Here is a 16316-nt window from a genome sequence, read left to right as displayed (position 1 = left end):
TTCGATGCGCGCGTGGGTGGGCCGGTCCGACCCGCCTAACCCTGCGCCCGCAAGGCCGCCACCGTCAACTTCGGCGACAGCGCCTCGCCGCTGACCTGCAGTTCGATCAGCGCCGGCCCGCCCGCCGCCCGGGCGCGTTGCAAGGCTTCGGGAAACTCCGCCGTGCGCGTGACCGTCGCGCCATGCGCACCGTAGGACCTGGCGAGCGCAGCAAAGTCCGGGTTGGTCAGCGCCGTGCCCCATACGTTGCCGGGGTAGTGACGTTCCTGATGCATGCGGATGCTGCCGTACATGCCGTTGTTGACCACGATGATCAATACGTCCAACTGATACTGCACGGCCGTGGCCAGTTCCTGCCCGCTCATCAGGAAACAACCGTCACCGGCAAAGCACAGTGCGGTGCGTTCCGGGTGGACCAGTTTGGCGGCAATGGCTGCGGGCAAGCCGTAGCCCATGGTGCCGCTGGTCGGCGCCAGTTGCGTGCGCAGGCCCCGATAGCGCCAGAAGCGCTGGACCCACAAGGTGTAATTTCCGGCGCCATTGCTGACGATGGTATCCGCGGGCAAGGTGTCGCGAAGGTGCACCATTACCAGGCCCAGATCGACCTCGCCGGGCATGGATGCGGGCGGTTCGATGTACTGGAGCTGGTCGGCGCGGGCCGCGCGCGTCCAGGCGCTCCAGGGCACGGGCTGGCGTGGGGCAAGCGCTCGGGCGGCGCGGGCAAAGGCGGGCATGGCGGCGTTGACCGGCACGTCGGCGTGGTAGACATGGCCAAGCTCGCTCGGGTCCGGATGGACATGGACGAGTCGCTGATGCGGACGCGGTACCTCCAGCAGCGCGTATCCCTGGGTGGATGTTTCGCCCAGTCGCGCCCCGACCGCGATGACCAGATCGGCATCGCGGATGCGTTGGGCGATCCTTGGATCCATGCCCAGCCCTGCTTCGCCGATGTAGTGATCGTCGTGATTGTCGATCAGGTCCTGCCGGCGGAAGGCGCAGGCGACCGGCAGGTCGAAACGATGCGCAAAGGCGGTGATGTCGTCGCTGGCCTCGCGCGTCCAGCCGCCGCCGCCCAGCACCAGCAAGGGCCGTTCGGCCGTTTCCAGTTCGCGCAGCAGGGCGTCCATGGCGTCCGGTGCCGGCGCGGCGCTGCTCCGTCGATAGCGCGGGGCGTCGGTAACGTCCACGAGGTCGGTCAGCATGTCTTCGGGCAGCGCAAGCACGACCGGCCCCGGACGCCCCGACGTGGCCACATGAAACGCCCGGCTGATGAACTCGGGCAGGCGCCGCGCATCGTCGACCTGGTCCACCCATTTGGCGATGTGGCCGAACATGTGCCGGTAGTCGATTTCCTGCCAGGCCTCTCGGCTGGTCGCATCGCGCCCCACCTGCCCCACAAAAACGATCAGCGGCGTGGAGTCCTGCCTGGCGGTGTGAATGGCAATGCTCGCGTTGGTCGAGCCCGGGCCGCGGGTCACGAAGCAGATGCCCGGTTCGCCGGTCAGCTTGGCGTGCGCTTCGGCCATGTGGGCCGCGCCGCCTTCTTGCCGGCACACGATCAGCCGCAGTGTGTCCCGCACTTGGTACAGCGCGTCCAGAACGGCCAGGTAGCTTTCGCCGGGCACGCAATAGGCGGTGTCGACGCCGTGGCCTACAAGCGCGTCAACCAGGATTCGGCCGCCGGTCCTCATAGAAATTCCACGCGGCCGGCGGGATCGATTTCGGCGTCGAGATCGATGTCGCTTTCTCCGGGCACACGCACTTTCGTGAACACGTGTTCGTGATAGACGACCGGGCGCGTTGCATCCAGTCCCATCTTGGCGCTGACGCCCTGAAGATGGGCCGGCGGGGCGCCGCCGCTGAAGTCGAGTCCGACCGTGGTGGACGGATCGAGCACCGACCCTTGCGCGCCGGCAATGACGACCAGGTCGCGATCCGCCTGAAAGCGCGTGGCGACGGCCCACTCGACCTGCAGCGGGTCATGCACCTCGACATCGTCATCCACCACGATCACCTGCTTGATGTCGTAGTGCGCACCGAACGCCGCGCAGATCACATTCTTGGGCTGCCCTTCGTGGGTCTTGCGAATCTTGACGTGCAGGTGATAGCGGCCGACGCCGCCTATCGCCAGATGCACGTCGAGCACATTGGAGAAGCTGCGCTGCAGATGCGCGAGCAGGGTCGCTTCACGCGGAATGGAGCCCAGCAGCAGATGCTCCATTTCGGCCGGGATGATGGTGTGAAAGAGCGGGTTCGCCCGATGCGTGATGGCGTCCACCTGGATGACCTCGCGGTATTCACGTGCGCTGTAGTACTTGGGAAATTCGCCGAACGGGCCTTCCGCATCGCGCTCTGTGGGCAGGATGCGGCCTTCGATCACGATCTCGGCATGCGCGGGCACCCGCACGTCGTGGGTCACGCACTTGACCACATCCAGCGGCGCGCCGTGCAGCGCGCCGGCGATCTCGAGTTCATCGGTATCGATGGGGGCGATCGCCTGCGAAGCCAGCAGCGTCAAGGGGTCCACGCCAATCACCACCGCGACTTCCAGGGCCTGGCCACGCGCCTCGGCCTCCTTGTAGAACGCCAGCAGATGCCGCGGCAGCATCAGGATCGCCATGCGCTGGCGATCGTGGACCTGGATGCGATTGATGGAAACGTTCTGCACGCCGGTGACAGGATTGCGGGCAATGACCAGGCCGGCGGTGATGTACGGGCCGCTGTCATGTTCGCTGTGCGTGGGGACCGGAAGCGTATTCAGGACATCGACGTCCCGATGAACGATCTGCTGGCACGGTGCCGTCGCGGCGGGCACTTCGGTCCACGGAAGGGGGTGCTCGGCCGCGTCGCGAAAGTGCGCAAGCAATCCCGACTCGGGCACGCCAATCGCTTCGGCGATCCAGGCGCGCCGGGCCATGAAGCCCGACACGACCGGGATGGCATGGCCGCCCGGGCGCGGGAAGTAAGCGACCTTGTGGCCGTCCAGCCGTTTGGCAATGGCGGCCAGGGTGTGTTGCAGGGGGACGCCTTCGCGCATCACGGCGACCCGGCCAGTGGAATCGAGATGAGCCAGCCACTGGCGCAGATCGGTAAAGGGCGCGCGGCGTGCGCCGGCGGACGTATCGGAGTCGGTCATCGAAGTTCTGCCATGAAAAGAGGCGGGTCCGCGTGTAGAGGATCCCGCCACGGGATCTTGCTGCGTCAGTCGGCCCGTATTCCGGCCTTGCGGATCACGGGCGCCCATTTGGCATCCTGGGCGGCGAAGAAGCGTTCGAAGTCGCCACCGGAACCGCCAAGGATCTCGACGCCTTGGGCGGCAAATGTCGTCTTGACGTCTTCGGCATCGAGCGCGGCCTGCAGTTCGGCGTTCAGCTTGTCCAGCAGGGGTTGCGGCGTGCCTTTCGGGGCGGCCAGTCCATACCAGACGGCCACGTCGAAGCCCGGATAACCCTGCTCGGCCACCGTGGGAATGTCTGGCAATGCGGACAGGCGCTGCTTGGACGTGACCGCCAGCGCGCGCATCTTGCCGGCCTGTACATGGGGCAGGGCATTGGGCAGGTTGTCGAACATGACGTCGACCTGGCCGCCCAGGAGATCCGTCACCATCTGCGCGCTGCCCTTGTACGGAATCTGGTTCAGATCCGTGCCGGTGACATTCTTGAAGTACTCCATTGCCAGATGCAGCGACGTTCCGCTGCCGGCCGACGCGTAGTTCAACTTGCCCGGCGTCGCCTTGGCGGCCGCGATCAGTTCAGCCATCGACTTGAAGGGCGAGTCGGCGCGGACCACGAGCAGATTGGGTGTCTGGCCCGCAAGGATCACGGGGCTGAAGTCCTTTTTCGTATCGTAGGGAAGCTTGGTGTAGAGGTACTGATTGACGACCAGCGGAAAGCCCGCAACGACCAGGGTGTATCCGTCCGGTGGCGCCTTGGCGCCGACTTCGGTGCCCAGGATCGTGCCTGCACCGGGCCGGTTTTCAACGATCACCGGCTGGCCCCATGCCTTGTGCAGCTTGCTGCCCAACAGGCGCGCCATCGAATCGTTGAAGCCGCCAGGCGTGTAGGGAACGACGATGCGTATGGGCTTGTCGGGATAGGCCGGCGGCGCGTTCTGTGCCTGCGCGCCCCCGGCGGCAAGGGTCAGGGCAAGGGGCAGGCCAAAAGTCAGGCCAAGAAAAGCGAAGCGATGCATGAAGCAGGTGTTGGACATGGTGTCTCCCGTCGTCTCGTGTCGGCATCATTCAGCGGTAATGGCCGCGTCCTGGACCACCTTCTTCCAGAGCGCCATCTGCCCATCGATGAATTGCTGGAACCGGGCCGGCGTGCCGCCGTCGGGAACAACGCCCTGCTGCGCAAATGTCTTCTTGACGTCCTCCATGGCGAAGATCGTATTGAGTTCCCGGTTGAGCTTGTCGATGACTGCCGGCGGCGTTCCCGCCGGCGCCACGAAGCCGTGCCAGGACGTGACTTCATACGAGGGAATGCCGGCCTCGCTGGTGGTCGGCAGATCGGGCATCAGGGTGGAGCGTTGCGTGCCGGCGATCGCCAGGGGACGCAGCCGCCCGGACTGGATGAATGGCAAGGCATGGGGCAACAGGTCGATGGCAAGGTCGACCTGGCCGCCTGCAAGGTCCGTCAGCAACGGCGTGCTGCCTTTGTAGGGGACCTGCGTCATGCGGGTGCCCGTGACGCTTTCGAACAGCGCCATCGCCAGATGATTGGACGATCCGGCGCCGGAAGATCCGTAGTTCAACGCGGCCGGCCTGGCCTTTGCCTGAGCCAGCACATCGCGCATCGAGCGCAGCGGACTGCTGCTGGGCACCACGAACAGCATGGGAGAGCGACCGGCCAGCACCACCGGCGCGAACGATTTGGCGGTGTCGTAAGGCAGGGATTTGTAAAGCCAGGGATTGGCTGCAAAGGGGAACTGCACGACAAGCAGGGTATAGCCGTCGGCCGGCGCCTGGGCGACGGCTTGCGTGCCGATGACCGTGCCGCCGCCAGGCTTGTTCTCGACGATCACGGTCTGCTTCCACGCCGTCGACAGCTTGGCTGCGACGATGCGCCCCAGCGTGTCGTTGAAGCCGCCCGTGGGATAGGGCACGACGATGCGGATGGGCTTGGAAGGGTAGTCGTGCTGGGCGTGCGCGGCAGGGGCACACAGTGCCATGGTCACCGCCGCGCAGGTTGCGGCCACGACGAAGGAACGTACGAAAGCGGCAGGCATGTTGCGTCTCCTGGAGCGGCTCTGAGCGGCCGCATGGAGAGCAGTCTAGAAACCCACCTATATCAGGTCAATTAATCTAAAGTGATAAGTCACATCAATAAATCTGATCGCGCAACAACGCTGCGGGAGCGTCATGGAATTCAGGCAGGTTCAGTATTTCGTATGTCTGTACGAAGAAGGATCGGTGACCCGCGCGGCCCGGCGGCTCAATATCGTGCAGCCCGCATTGAGCATGCAGATCGCGAAGCTTGAAGAAGAAATCGGCAAGCCTTTGTTCGTTCGCAACCCGAAGGGCATGGAGCCGACCACCGAAGGACGCCGCATGTATCGGCTCTTTCTTCCTGTGCTTGGCGACTATATGCGCGCGCGTGAACAGGTCATGCAGACCACCACCGAACTATCGGGCCAGGTGCGCATCGGCATGATCGAAAGCCTTGCCCAGGGTGTGCTGGTCGATGCGCTGCTGGAATTTTCCGAACAGCATCCCAAGGTTGAACTGTCGCTGACCGATGGCTTCAGCGGCACCTTGACGGACGCCGTGTCGGTCGGACAGCTCGACGCGGCGATCATCAACAAGCCGCGGCGATCGCTCGCCTTGATGTCTGAGTCGATCGCTGAAGAGGACCTGCTTCTTGTGACCGGTCCGACCTTCGCTCCCCTGCCCGAAAGCGTGCCGTTCCAGCACCTTGCAGACATGAAGCTGGTCCTGCCCAGCCGTCGTCATGGCTTGCGGGGAATACTGGAAAGTTTTGCCGAGGCGGAAGACGTGTTGCTGCAACCGTCGGTCGAGCTGGATTCGATCAGTGCGATCCTGCACCTGGTGGGTCGCAGCGACTTCGGCACGGTATTGCCACGGGTTGCCGTTCGCGGACCGCTGCAGCGCGGCCAGGTGCAAGGGTATCTGCTGGAAGCCCCGCGACTTTCCCGGCAGCTGATTTGCGTGTCCCATCCGCGAAGGCCGCTGTCACCCGCGGCATCGGCTTTTGTCAGCACCCTGATCCGGCATATTCGCGCCATCGGCGCCTGACGGATGAATCTCACTCCAACGACTGAGTCAGCCGCCAGATCCGTTCGCGCGTCCGCCGGATCGTGGCGCTCAGCACTTCACGCAGCCATCCACGGTCCACCTCGACTTGATGCAGCGTCGGCTCGCCATCTGGCGAGACGGCCTGCCCTTCGTATTCGTCGAAGTCGATGTAGTGGATGACGACAACGTTGCCGGTCGCAACGGTTTTTTCGCCGAACACGGCACTGGGCGCCGCGTCGACACCGGCTGCGTCGGCAGGCGCGGCGGGCAAGGACCAGACCACGGGCGTGTCGGTCACCGGCGCGTCAAGGTAGTCCAGCACGCGTTCCAGTTCGTCGAAGCTCAGCGCCATCAACGGGATTTCGCGCGCGCCGTCTTCGGCCTCGTCGTCGGCCACGAGCAGCGCAATGTCCCATGCTTCGAGGTTTTCGCGGCAGCGTTCACGCGCGGCGGGCGACAACGATTGCGCAGCGTCGTGCAACGCTGCCAGATAGGCGGTGAATTGCGCTTCGCCTTCGGGCGTGTCGAAGTAGCCGGTCAGCACCGACGTGCGCTCTTCGTAGCCGAAGCGGCTTTCGGTGCGCGCGGTGTAGACCACCGCTGATTCAGGCAGCGCGGGCATGGCCACGGGCAGGGTGCTATTGAGCAGCTTGAGCCACTTGCGGCGGGGCAGGGACGGCAAGAGGCCGATCTCCGCGCTCAGCGCTACGCCATCACCTACCTGCGCGTAGTGCGGAAAGGGGGAATCCTCGTCTTTGAGGGGAGAGAAGAACGGGTTGGACATGGTCACCGGTAGCAAGGACAAGACGGGCCGTCGAACGCGCGTGTGCGCTCGACAGCCCGCCTTACCTTACCGCGATCCGAATGCCCGCCCGGGTCGCCGGCCGAGGCCGAGTTGTTACCCGGCGTGTCGCCCGCCGAAAAGGTTTAGTTCTGCTCGAATTTTTCGTATCGCCGGTCGGAAAACTGCGTCTCGGTGGTGAGGTCGATGACGCGCGCGCCGGGCGGCCCTTGCCGCAGCCATTCGAGCATCTGGTCGACCTGGTCGGGCGAGCCCTGGACCAGTGCTTCGACCGAGCCGTCGTCGTTGTTGCGCACCCAGCCGCGGGCGCCGATCAGGTGGGCGCGGCGCACGGTGGCAAGGCGGTAGCCGACGCCCTGGACGCGGCCGGTGACGTGGACTTTGAGAGTTTCGACGGGGGTGTGAGGATCGATCTTTTTCATGGTGGCGGACCGGGCAAGCCCAAGGCGACCCGGTGTCGTCTGCAAGGAAGTCGTGTAGTGTACCCAGCACGCCTGTCACCAGCACCTTGCATGCCTTGCGCTATCGTTGCCCTTGCCGCGACCGCGCGCCCCTGACTTCCACGCCTTGATTGCCTGCCGCCATGCCTGATCTTGCCTCTGCGTCTGCAACCGCCTCAGCCATATCTGCTGTCCGATCCGATGTCCGATCCGCGGCCCGCCCCGACATCCGCCTGCTCGTCATCGATCCGCAGAACGATTTCTGCGACCTCCCTGCCGACGCCATCCCGTCCGGCGCGGCGCCCAGCCTGCCGGTGCCAGGGGCGCATGCGGACATGCAGCGGCTCGCTGGCGTGATCGATGCCTTGGGCACGACGCTGACCGCCATCGGCATCACGCTGGATAGCCACCACCGGCTCGACATTGCACATCCGCCCTTCTGGCAGCGGGGCGATGGCGGCGATGTCGCGCCGTTCACCGAGGTGACGGCGGCCGATGTCCGGTCCGGCACCGTGATTCCACGGGATCCCGCATCGCTGCCGCGCGCGCTGACCTATCTGGATGAGCTGGAACGACGTGGCCGCTACCGCCTGATGGTGTGGCCCGTGCATTGCGAGATGGGCACCTGGGGCCACCAGGTGCACGCCTGGGTGGGCGACGCGGTGAGCAGGTGGGAAGCCGCAACAGGCAAGCAGTCGAAGGCGTGGCGCAAGGGCATGAATGCGTGGACGGAACATTACAGTGCGGTGCTGGCCGAAGTGCCCGACGATACCGATCCGGGCACGCAGGTGAACCAGGCGCTGGTGGACTGGGCGGCAGCGGCCGATGTGCTGGTGTTGGCGGGGGAAGCGGGCAGCCATTGCGTCAAGGCCACCACGGAACATCTGCTGGACTACCTGCCCGCCGACCGTGCGCAGCGCATGGTGCTGGTGACCGATTGCATGAGCCCGGTCGGTCAGTTCGAATCGGCGCAGACGGCGTTCCTGGCGGCCATGCGGGCACGCGGCGTGCACCTTGCCGACAGTCACGCACTGGCGGGCGTTCTGACGGCCGCGTCTTGATGAATCGAGGACAGCATGACGTATGAACATGACCTGACGGTCTATATCGGGCGGTTCCAGCCCTTCCACCTGGGGCACCTGGCCCTTCTGCAACAGGCCCTGCAACGGGGTGAACGGTGTGTGGTGGTGCTGGGGTCTTGCCACCAGGCCCGCACGCCGCGCAACCCCTTCACGCGTGACGAACGGATCGCAATGATCAACCTGAACCTGTCGCCCGAGCAGCAGGCGCGCGTGGTGTTTGTGTCGATGCGCGACTATTACGACGATGCGCGATGGGTCGCTGCGGTGCGCCGCGAGGTCGGCAAGATCGCCGGCCAGGGCGCGCGGATCGGCCTGATTGGCCATTTCAAGGATGCGACCAGCGACTACCTGCGGCGCTTTCCGGGCTGGAACCTGATGCCGCAGGATCGGATGGGCGCCATCGACGCTGTGCATTTGCGGGACGCGCTGTTCCAGGGCAAGGAGGATCCGGCGGCGGCATTGGCGGTGGTGGCGCCGCATGTGCCCGCCGGGACGCTGGGCTTTCTGCGTGCCTGGCTGGCGCTGCCCTTCCTGCTCCCCCTGTCCGAAGAATGGCGCACGTTGCGGGCCTACAAGGCCGAGTGGGCCATGGCACCCTATCCGCCCGTGTTCACGACGGTGGATGCCGTCCTGCGCTGCAAGGACCACGTGCTGCTGATCCAGCGCGGGCAGGCCCCGGGCAAGGGCCTGTTCGCGGTGCCGGGGGGGTTTCTGGAAGCGCGTGAGACGGTCTATCAATCGGCCGTGCGTGAACTGCGCGAAGAAACCCATCTGGGCCTGCTGGAAAGCGATCTGGCGCAGGCCCTGCGCAATGTGGCGGTGTTCGATCATCCGGACCGCAGCCAGCGCGGCCGGATCATCACGCATGCCCATTACTTCGAATTGGACAGCGACGAGCTGCCTGAAGTGCGAGGCGGCGATGACGCCGCGTCTGCGCAGTGGGTGGCGATCGCCGATCTGGCGTCCATGGAAGACCGCTTCCACGACGACCACTTCCACATGCTGGACCACTTTCTTGGCATCACCGATGCCGGGGCAGGCTACCTGACCACGTAACCTGCGGCCGGCGCGGTGTCGGGCACGCCCAGCGCCGCCTTGAGCTTGGCGGCCACGGTGGCCTGGGCATGCTTTGCAGCCTGCACCACGGTGGCCATGCCGAAGAACTCGTGGGTGGCGCCTTCGTAGTTCTGATGCTCCACCGGCACGCCGGCTTCACGCAGGCGCTCGACCAGTTTTTCGCCATCGGTCCGCAGCGGATCGATGCCGGCGGTGATCACCGTGGTGGGCGGCAGGCCTTTCAGGTCCGCGGCCAGCACATTGATCAGTGTGCTGTTCTTGTCCTCGGGAGTGCGCACCACCTGCTCGATGAACCAGAGCATCATGTCCTTGCTCAGCGGCCGGGCATTGGAATTTTCGTGATACGAGGCCGTGCCGGTATCGTTGCCCGCCACCGGGTAGACAAGCACCTGGTGGGCCGGCGGCAACAGGTCGTAGTCGCGCGCGTAGATGGCAACGTTGATTGCAAGATTTGCACCGGCGCTTTCCCCCATCACGGCGACACGGTGGCCGTCTCCGCCCAGCGTGGCGGCATTGGCCAGCAGCCAGTCATAGGCGGCATTGGCGTCCGCGTGCGCGGCCGGGAATTTCTGTTCCGGCGCCTGCCGGTAGTGGGCCGACACCACGATGCAGCGGGTCAGTGTCGCGATCGCGCGGGGCGTTGCGTCGTAGGTCTCGATATCGCCGATCACCCACCCGCCGCCATGGAAATACAAGATGACGGGGAAGGGGCCGATGCCTTCGGGCCGATACACGCGGGCGGCATTGCTGCCGCCCGGGCCCGGGATCGAGATGTCCTGCGTGATCACGTCGCTGAGCGGCGGCGAGATCCCCTGCTCCAGCATGACCTTGCGCACCGCGTCGGCCGGACCGGGCTGGCGGCGGGCTTCGGGCGCCTCCAGGCTTTGCAGGGGTTTGGGCTCCAGGCGTTTGAGCGCATCCAGTACAGTCAACATGTCCGGGTCGGCATGCTTGGTTGGATCCATGCCGACGACAGACTTCAAGGTGTCGACCAGACTCATGTGATGCTCCAGGAAAAAGGGAGGCCGCGCGTGCGGCCATACGCCCGCACTCAGCAGATATTGTTCCCGAGAAAATGTGGGGCTATTCGGGGAGAAACGGCAGGCGTCGCCTGGGTCAGGGCAGGGCCGAAAACCGGGTGGCCATGGGCATCACGGCAAAGGGCGTGGTCATGTGATCCTGGTCGCGGATTTCGACGTAACGCAGGGCGTCGGCAGGCAAGCCCGCGGTCAACAGCGCCTGGCGCACCGCGCGCGCGCCGTCCAGCATCTCGGTGGATCCGTTGGGCCACCCGGGCCATTCATCCTGGCCCATGACCAACATCACCCTGGCGTTGCCGAACCTGGCCTTTGCCAGATCGGCAAGAATGCGACTGTCGTCCCACCAGACGGCGGGGCTGACCGCGACATAGCGTTGGAACGCCTCGGGTCGGGTCGCCAACACGTGCAGCACGTAAGAGCCGCCCAGGGAATGCCCGGCCAGCGTCTGGCGCCGGCCGTCGACCGGATACCGTGCCGCAATGGCATCGCGCAAGTCGCCTGTCAGGAAGGCCGTGAACGCGTCGGCGCCGCCTGGCTCCGGACCGCGCAGCCGCTCGAGTGACGCCGGATTGCGCGCAGGCTGCAGGAAGTCCCGCGTTCGCCGGACACCGTTGATGACCTGCCCCTTGGGGTAGCCGACGCCGACCACCAAGGTTGGCGCGGTTTCGACCAGCTTGCCGCCTTCCGGCACCAGGGGGAACTGGCGTATCAATTCCATGGCGTTGGCCGCCGTGCCGAAGTAGGCGTTGGCATCGAGCACGAGCATCACCCCGAAGCCGGACGGTGGCGGTTTGTCTGGCGGGGCCGAAATGGAAATCTGGTAGTCCTGGCCGTCGCGGGATGTCAGGACAAATTCCTGGATCGCCGGCTGGTTTGATGTCGTGCGCAACGGCGCGGACACGGCCGAATCCGCCTTGGACGCCGCTTCAGCAGACGCAGGCGCCGCGGCGGCCACGCCCGGCTCGGCCGCGTTGACGCCCTGCAAAGGCAGGCAGACTGCGATCATCGCGAGCAGGCTCACTGTGAAGGTATAGGGTCGAGCGGTGGCGAACATCAAAAGCATCCCCGGTAACTTGCCGGCACATCCCAGGTCCAGAAGCGGCCACGGGTCGGCACGACATACGACAAGCGCACCCTGCGCTACAGGGTGCGATTCTGACTCAAGACGTCAGGGCACCCGTTCGGCGTCGCCCGGGCGCATCGCATAGGGGGTCGCGACCGCCAGATCTTCCAGCCACTGGCGGAAGGCAGCGTCCTTGTCGCCGTCCTGCATGCGCAGCAACGCCGACGGATGCAGGGTGATCAGCACCGGGCGCGTATCCGCGCGCTGCAGCCACTGCCCGCGTTCCCGCGTGACCGCCACCGGATGCCGCATCAAGGACCGGGCCGCCGTGGCGCCCAGCGCAATGATGGCCTGCGGCTGCACCAGTTCGATCTCGCTTTCCAGCCATTGCAGACAGGCATCGGCTTCGGCCTGCGCCGGCGTCTTGTGCAAGCGGCGCTTGCCGCGCAATTCGAACTTGAAATGCTTGACGGCGTTGGTCACATACAGCGCGTCGCGCGACCATCCCAGCTGGGTCAACGCGCGTTCGAACAACTGGCCCGACGGACCCACGAAGGGTCTGCCTTGCAGGTCTTCATAGTCGCCGGGCTGCTCGCCAACCACCATGAGCCGCGCAGGCGTGCGGCCTTCACCGAATACCACTTGGGTGGCCGAGTGGCCGATCGGGCAGGCGCGGCATCGCTGGGCGGCGTCGTGCAACTCGGGCAACGACATGCCGCGGCTGGGCAGGGCCGCCCCGTCGCGCGGGGCGTGCGTCATCGTCACCACGGGGCGCGGCTTGCGGGGCGCAGTCGGCGCCTGCGCGATCATGCCGGCACTGCGGCGGCTTGCCTCGGCAACCAGGGGCTCGATCAGCACCGCTTCGGGCAGGTTATGCCAGTAGCGGCGTGGCATTTCGTTCTTCATCGCCTGGACCTTCAGGCGCGACGGATTGAAGATATTTTCGTAATAGGTCAGCCACAAAGCCTCGCCCGCGTCGGCCGGCGGGGCCTGATCGCGGCGCATGCCCGGGCCGAAGGACAGCGCCTTGCCGTCCCACTGCACCGACCGCTCGGGGGTCATGATGGCCCAGCGCATCTGCGCAAAGCGGCGCTGAAAGAAGGGCGCGGTCGCTTCGACGATATGGTGGTCGGGCTCGAACCACGCGACGTGCAGCGGCTGATCCGACGTGTCGTCGTGCACCGTGCGAAAACGCACGAATGCGGTCATTTTGTGTTTGTCGCGCCGCACGACGCGGGCCAGGTTTTCGAGATAGACCCGGTCGGGATCGAGCGTGTCGTGACGCAGCTCCGGCTGGCGCACCAGGCGCCACAGCAGGCGGTACAGCACGCCAAAGCGTTGCGGCGCACTGTGCAAGATCGCGGTCTTGCAAAGGGTCAGGAAGTCGGCCGGGACGCGAATGTCGAGCGCGGGGGCGTCGTGGGTGCCGGAAGCCGCCGAGGCCCGGCTGGCTTCGGGGGTCGATGCCGCAGCGCCATCCGCTGCGGTGGCATCTGCAGCGCCATCCTCGGGCATCACCTCGGTGAACAGGTCCGACGTGGCGATGTCGCGCACCTGCCAGCTCACGGCTTCGGGCGGAACCATGTCGCGAAGCAGGGCGCGCGCGTTGCGGCGAAAGCCCGCCAGGTCGACCTGGGAATCCAGGGTGATGACGCGCGGGGTATTGGCCTGCCCGCCGGCGCCAGGGTCAGACGACGCCGGCCCCTGACTCAGAGCCCCATCACCGAGCGGCGCGTCAAACAGATCCCCCGAAAATCCGCCTGCCATGCGTCAACCGAACAGGTCGGCCGTCTGTTCGGCGGCTTCGTTGACGACCGTGGATTTGCGACGGCGTGGTGCAGGTGCGGCCGCTGCGGCAGGCGGCGTCGTTGGCCGTTGCGATGCGGGGGGTGTCAATGCCCAGGGCGGCGGCGCGGTTTCGGTATTGCGCTCGAGCAACGCATGCATGGTGGATGCTTCGCACGTTTCCGCACCTTTATCTCGGGAGCCGCGCGCAGGCACGGTGTCATCGATGCCCCACGACTTCAGACCCGCAAGATCCACCGCCGCGGCAGCCATGCCGGCCGGCAACACAGGCAACGCCGCGGCCGCTGCCTGCGCTTCGTCCATCTCCACCCCCGCCGCCGCATCGAACAAGGACGACTGCACCGGCGGCGGCCGCAAGCGCTGCGCCAGGTTGGCGGCGTCCAGCGTGTTGCCCGGGTGATGGTCGATCACGGACACAAAGGGCATGACCTTCTTGAGCGGCACATGCAGGCGCAACAGGTCGTCCATGCGCAGGCGTCGTACGCGGCGCGTCTGCAGCAGGCGCAGCACGGTCTTGACGCCCAGGCCAGGCACGCGCAACAGCATTTCCTTGGGGGCCTTGTTCAGGTCCACCGGAAATTGCTCGCGGTGGGCCAGTGCCCAAGCCAGCTTGGGATCGATGTCGAGCGCCAGCATGCCATCGCCCGTCGGCACGATCTCGTCGTGCGCAAAGCCGTAGAAGCGCATCAGCCAGTCTGCCTGGTAGAGGCGGTGCTCGCGCACCATGGGGGGCGCTTTCAGGGGCAGGGCGTTGGACGAATCCGGGATCGGGCTGAAGGCGGAGTAATACACGCGCTTGAGCCGGTACGACCCGTACAGCGTGGCGCTGGTGGTCAGGATGGTGCGGTCGTCGGCGGCATCGGCGCCCACGATCATTTGCGTGCTCTGGCCGCCCGGCGCAAAACGCACCGGCTTGACGCGCGAGGGGGACACCCCGGCCATGGATATGGGCCGGGACGCCTGGGACGCTTCTTTCGCATCATCGATGTGGATGCGCAGGCGCGCCATGGACCGGCGAATGGCGGCGCTGTCTTTTTCGGGCGCCAGCGAATGCAGCGCATCCACGGTGGGCAGCTCGATATTGATGCTGAGGCGGTCGGCGTACTTGCCGGCTTTTTCAAGCAGTTCGGGGCTGGCGTCGGGAATGGTCTTGAGGTGGATGTACCCGCGAAAATCGTGGTCTTCGCGCAGGATCCGCGCCACTTCCACCACCTGTTCCATGGTGTAGTCGGGATTGCGGATGATGCCGGAACTGAGGAACAGCCCTTCGATACAGTTGCGCCGGTAGAAGTCCAGCGTCAGGTCCACCACTTCCTGTACGTTGAAGCGTGCACGCGGCACATTGCTGGTGACACGATTGACGCAGTACAGGCAATCGTAGATGCAGTAGTTGGTAAGAAGGATCTTGAGCAGCGAAATACAGCGGCCGTCGGGCGCGTAGCTGTGGCAGATTCCGGCGCCTTCGGTCGAGCCAATGCCGCGGCCACCGATCGAATTGCGCTTTTCGGTGCCGCTGGAGGAGCAGGACGCGTCGTACTTTGCCGCGTCGGCCAGAATGGCCAGTTTCTTGATCGTTTCCACTGTACGAATATACAGTCCTTGAAGCGCCCACGCCAATACACTTTGCAACCGGCGGCTGCTGTTGCAGGCTCTTTTCAGACGCTTGAGCACGGCGATAGTTCAGGCATTTACACGCCCTCACGCCCTGCCACGCACGCAGTTTGCATACCTTTTGGGTATGGAAGGGCACCCCATCGGTCTTGGACGAATTCAGGGGACGGGCAGACACTCGCGGAGATTGCCCGGAACACTTCCAACACACCCAGGAGACCCGCATGGCTGAGTATTCCCCCAAAGACCTGCTTGCCACGCTTGAAGCTGCGCAGACCGGCGAGCGTGACCCCCGCACCTGTCAGATCGTGAACCGCATCGTTGCCGACCTGTTTCGCACGATTGAAGACCTGCAGGTGCAACCGGCGGAGTTCTGGGCCGCGGTCAAATGGCTGAATGAGCTCGGGGCCGCCCAGCAGGTCGGCTTGGCGACGGCGGGTCTGGGGTTCGACCGTCTGCTGGACATCCTGGCCGACCAGGCCGACGAACGCGCAGGCGTGGCGTCCGGCACGCCCCGTGCGATCGAAGGTCCGCTGTACGTGGCCAACGCGCCGCTGAGCGACTATGAAGCGCGTCTGGATGACGGCACCGACGTGGGCGAAACGCTGGTCATGGACGGGGTGGTGTACGGCGCCGACGGCAAGCCGCTGGCCCATGCCATCGTGGATGTCTGGCACGCCGATTCCAAGGGCGGCTATTCACACTTCGATCCCACGCAATCCGAATTCAACCTGCGCCGCCGCCTGCGCACCGATGCGCAGGGCCGCTACCGCTTTCGCAGCCTGGTGCCGTCGGGCTACGGCGTGCCGCCTGGCAGCCCGACCGAACAGATCCTGGACCGCCTGGGCCGTCATGGCCAGCGTCCGGCGCACATCCACTTCCTGGTGACCGGCGACGGCCAGCGTCCGCTGACCACGCAGATCAACATTCCGGGTGACGCCTATCTGCAGGACGACTTCGCCTTTGCCACGCGCGACGGCCTGATCGTCGAACTGGACCCGAGCGATCGCACGGACGACGTCGCGTCGCTGGGCGTGACTGGCAAGCACACCCGCGTGCATTTCGACTTTCATCTGCAGCCGGCCTGAACCTTGAAGGGCAGGGCGCCCGCGGGCGCGCCAGGTCCGGCGGGGGCGGTGGGC

At 65.6% G+C, this 16316-nt stretch carries 13 protein-coding genes and 1 pseudogene; 4 read left to right on the top strand and 10 right to left on the bottom strand.

The features are described from left to right. Window positions 1-35: 35 nt before the first annotated feature. The 4 genes from IE116_RS16825 to IE116_RS16810 all read right to left on the bottom strand — a co-directional run bounded on the left by IE116_RS16825 (window position 36) and on the right by IE116_RS16810 (window position 5226). Window positions 36-1691, bottom strand: coding sequence for a thiamine pyrophosphate-binding protein (locus IE116_RS16825; RefSeq protein WP_189614083.1), 1656 nt, complete (start codon window positions 1689-1691; stop codon window positions 36-38). Then, window positions 1688-3136, bottom strand: a complete 1449-nt coding sequence (locus IE116_RS16820) for a UbiD family decarboxylase (protein WP_189614082.1) — start codon at window positions 3134-3136, stop codon at window positions 1688-1690. The genes IE116_RS16825 and IE116_RS16820 overlap by 4 nt, the downstream gene beginning before the upstream one ends. Before the next feature lie 65 nt (window positions 3137-3201). Then, window positions 3202-4209, bottom strand: a complete 1008-nt coding sequence (locus IE116_RS16815; protein WP_229828231.1) for a Bug family tripartite tricarboxylate transporter substrate binding protein — start codon at window positions 4207-4209, stop codon at window positions 3202-3204. Window positions 4210-4236: 27 nt separating this feature from the next. Continuing rightward, window positions 4237-5226 (bottom strand): Bug family tripartite tricarboxylate transporter substrate binding protein, encoded by a 990-nt coding sequence (locus IE116_RS16810; protein WP_229828230.1) that lies wholly within the window; start codon window positions 5224-5226, stop codon window positions 4237-4239. 133 nt (window positions 5227-5359) lie between these two features. Here IE116_RS16810 and IE116_RS16805 point away from each other — a divergent pair, with 133 nt between their 5' ends. Next, on the top strand, window positions 5360-6253 hold the full coding sequence (locus tag IE116_RS16805; RefSeq protein ID WP_189614081.1) for a LysR family transcriptional regulator: 894 nt from the start codon (window positions 5360-5362) through the stop codon (window positions 6251-6253). Window positions 6254-6263: 10 nt separating this feature from the next. Here IE116_RS16805 and IE116_RS16800 read toward each other — a convergent pair whose 3' ends face one another. Further along, on the bottom strand, window positions 6264-7037 hold the full coding sequence (locus IE116_RS16800; protein ID WP_189614080.1) for a hypothetical protein: 774 nt from the start codon (window positions 7035-7037) through the stop codon (window positions 6264-6266). A gap of 143 nt (window positions 7038-7180) precedes the next feature. Beyond that, on the bottom strand, window positions 7181-7477 hold the full coding sequence (locus tag IE116_RS16795; protein ID WP_189614079.1) for an acylphosphatase: 297 nt from the start codon (window positions 7475-7477) through the stop codon (window positions 7181-7183). A gap of 161 nt (window positions 7478-7638) precedes the next feature. On the opposite strand from IE116_RS16795, the gene IE116_RS16790 reads away from it, so the two are divergent. Continuing rightward, a complete protein-coding gene (locus IE116_RS16790; RefSeq protein WP_189614078.1) occupies window positions 7639-8556 on the top strand; it encodes a cysteine hydrolase family protein in 918 nt (305 codons plus the stop codon). Between the two features lie 15 nt (window positions 8557-8571). Continuing rightward, window positions 8572-9633: a bifunctional nicotinamide-nucleotide adenylyltransferase/Nudix hydroxylase gene (locus IE116_RS16785; RefSeq protein WP_189614077.1), complete on the top strand. Its 1062-nt coding sequence runs from the start codon at window positions 8572-8574 to the stop codon at window positions 9631-9633. Here IE116_RS16785 and IE116_RS16780 read toward each other — a convergent pair. The 4 genes and pseudogenes from IE116_RS16780 to IE116_RS16765 all read right to left on the bottom strand — a co-directional run. Then, window positions 9618-10655: an alpha/beta hydrolase gene (locus IE116_RS16780; RefSeq protein WP_189614076.1), complete on the bottom strand. Its 1038-nt coding sequence runs from the start codon at window positions 10653-10655 to the stop codon at window positions 9618-9620. The two genes, IE116_RS16785 and IE116_RS16780, sit on opposite strands and share 16 nt — an antisense overlap. A 115-nt stretch (window positions 10656-10770) precedes the next feature. Continuing rightward, a complete protein-coding gene (locus IE116_RS16775) occupies window positions 10771-11748 on the bottom strand; it encodes an alpha/beta hydrolase (protein WP_189614075.1) in 978 nt (325 codons plus the stop codon). 114 nt (window positions 11749-11862) lie between these two features. Continuing rightward, on the bottom strand, window positions 11863-13524 hold the full coding sequence (locus IE116_RS16770) for a UdgX family uracil-DNA binding protein (protein ID WP_189614074.1): 1662 nt from the start codon (window positions 13522-13524) through the stop codon (window positions 11863-11865). A 363-nt stretch (window positions 13525-13887) separates the two neighbouring features. After that, window positions 13888-15144: pseudogene (locus tag IE116_RS16765) on the bottom strand (putative DNA modification/repair radical SAM protein); the annotation flags it as partial. Between the two features lie 254 nt (window positions 15145-15398). Between IE116_RS16765 and IE116_RS16760 the strand changes: the two are divergent. Then, entirely contained in the window at window positions 15399-16262 is an 864-nt protein-coding gene (locus IE116_RS16760; RefSeq protein WP_189614072.1) for a dioxygenase family protein, read from the top strand. The last annotated feature ends 54 nt before the right edge of the window (window positions 16263-16316 follow it).

Origin of the sequence: Pigmentiphaga litoralis (assembly GCF_014651835.1) — a bacterium.
Taxonomy (GTDB): domain Bacteria; phylum Pseudomonadota; class Gammaproteobacteria; order Burkholderiales; family Burkholderiaceae_B; genus Pigmentiphaga; species Pigmentiphaga litoralis.
The sequence above is the reverse complement of the archived record's forward strand: the minus strand, read 5'-3'. Positions and strand labels throughout refer to the sequence as shown.

Excerpts from the sequence above, each read along its gene's own strand:
- IE116_RS16825 (WP_189614083.1), bottom strand. The coding sequence starts at position 1,691 with ATGAGGACCGGCGGCCGAATCCTGGTTGACGCGCTTGTAGGCCACGGC.
- IE116_RS16820 (WP_189614082.1), bottom strand. The coding sequence starts at position 3,136 with ATGACCGACTCCGATACGTCCGCCGGCGCACGCCGCGCGCCCTTTACC.
- IE116_RS16815 (WP_229828231.1), bottom strand. The coding sequence starts at position 4,209 with ATGTCCAACACCTGCTTCATGCATCGCTTCGCTTTTCTTGGCCTGACT.
- IE116_RS16810 (WP_229828230.1), bottom strand. The coding sequence starts at position 5,226 with ATGCCTGCCGCTTTCGTACGTTCCTTCGTCGTGGCCGCAACCTGCGCG.
- IE116_RS16805 (WP_189614081.1), top strand. The coding sequence starts at position 5,360 with ATGGAATTCAGGCAGGTTCAGTATTTCGTATGTCTGTACGAAGAAGGA.
- IE116_RS16800 (WP_189614080.1), bottom strand. The coding sequence starts at position 7,037 with ATGTCCAACCCGTTCTTCTCTCCCCTCAAAGACGAGGATTCCCCCTTT.
- IE116_RS16795 (WP_189614079.1), bottom strand. The coding sequence starts at position 7,477 with ATGAAAAAGATCGATCCTCACACCCCCGTCGAAACTCTCAAAGTCCAC.
- IE116_RS16790 (WP_189614078.1), top strand. The coding sequence starts at position 7,639 with ATGCCTGATCTTGCCTCTGCGTCTGCAACCGCCTCAGCCATATCTGCT.
- IE116_RS16785 (WP_189614077.1), top strand. The coding sequence starts at position 8,572 with ATGACGTATGAACATGACCTGACGGTCTATATCGGGCGGTTCCAGCCC.
- IE116_RS16780 (WP_189614076.1), bottom strand. The coding sequence starts at position 10,655 with ATGAGTCTGGTCGACACCTTGAAGTCTGTCGTCGGCATGGATCCAACC.
- IE116_RS16775 (WP_189614075.1), bottom strand. The coding sequence starts at position 11,748 with ATGTTCGCCACCGCTCGACCCTATACCTTCACAGTGAGCCTGCTCGCG.
- IE116_RS16770 (WP_189614074.1), bottom strand. The coding sequence starts at position 13,524 with ATGGCAGGCGGATTTTCGGGGGATCTGTTTGACGCGCCGCTCGGTGAT.
- IE116_RS16760 (WP_189614072.1), top strand. The coding sequence starts at position 15,399 with ATGGCTGAGTATTCCCCCAAAGACCTGCTTGCCACGCTTGAAGCTGCG.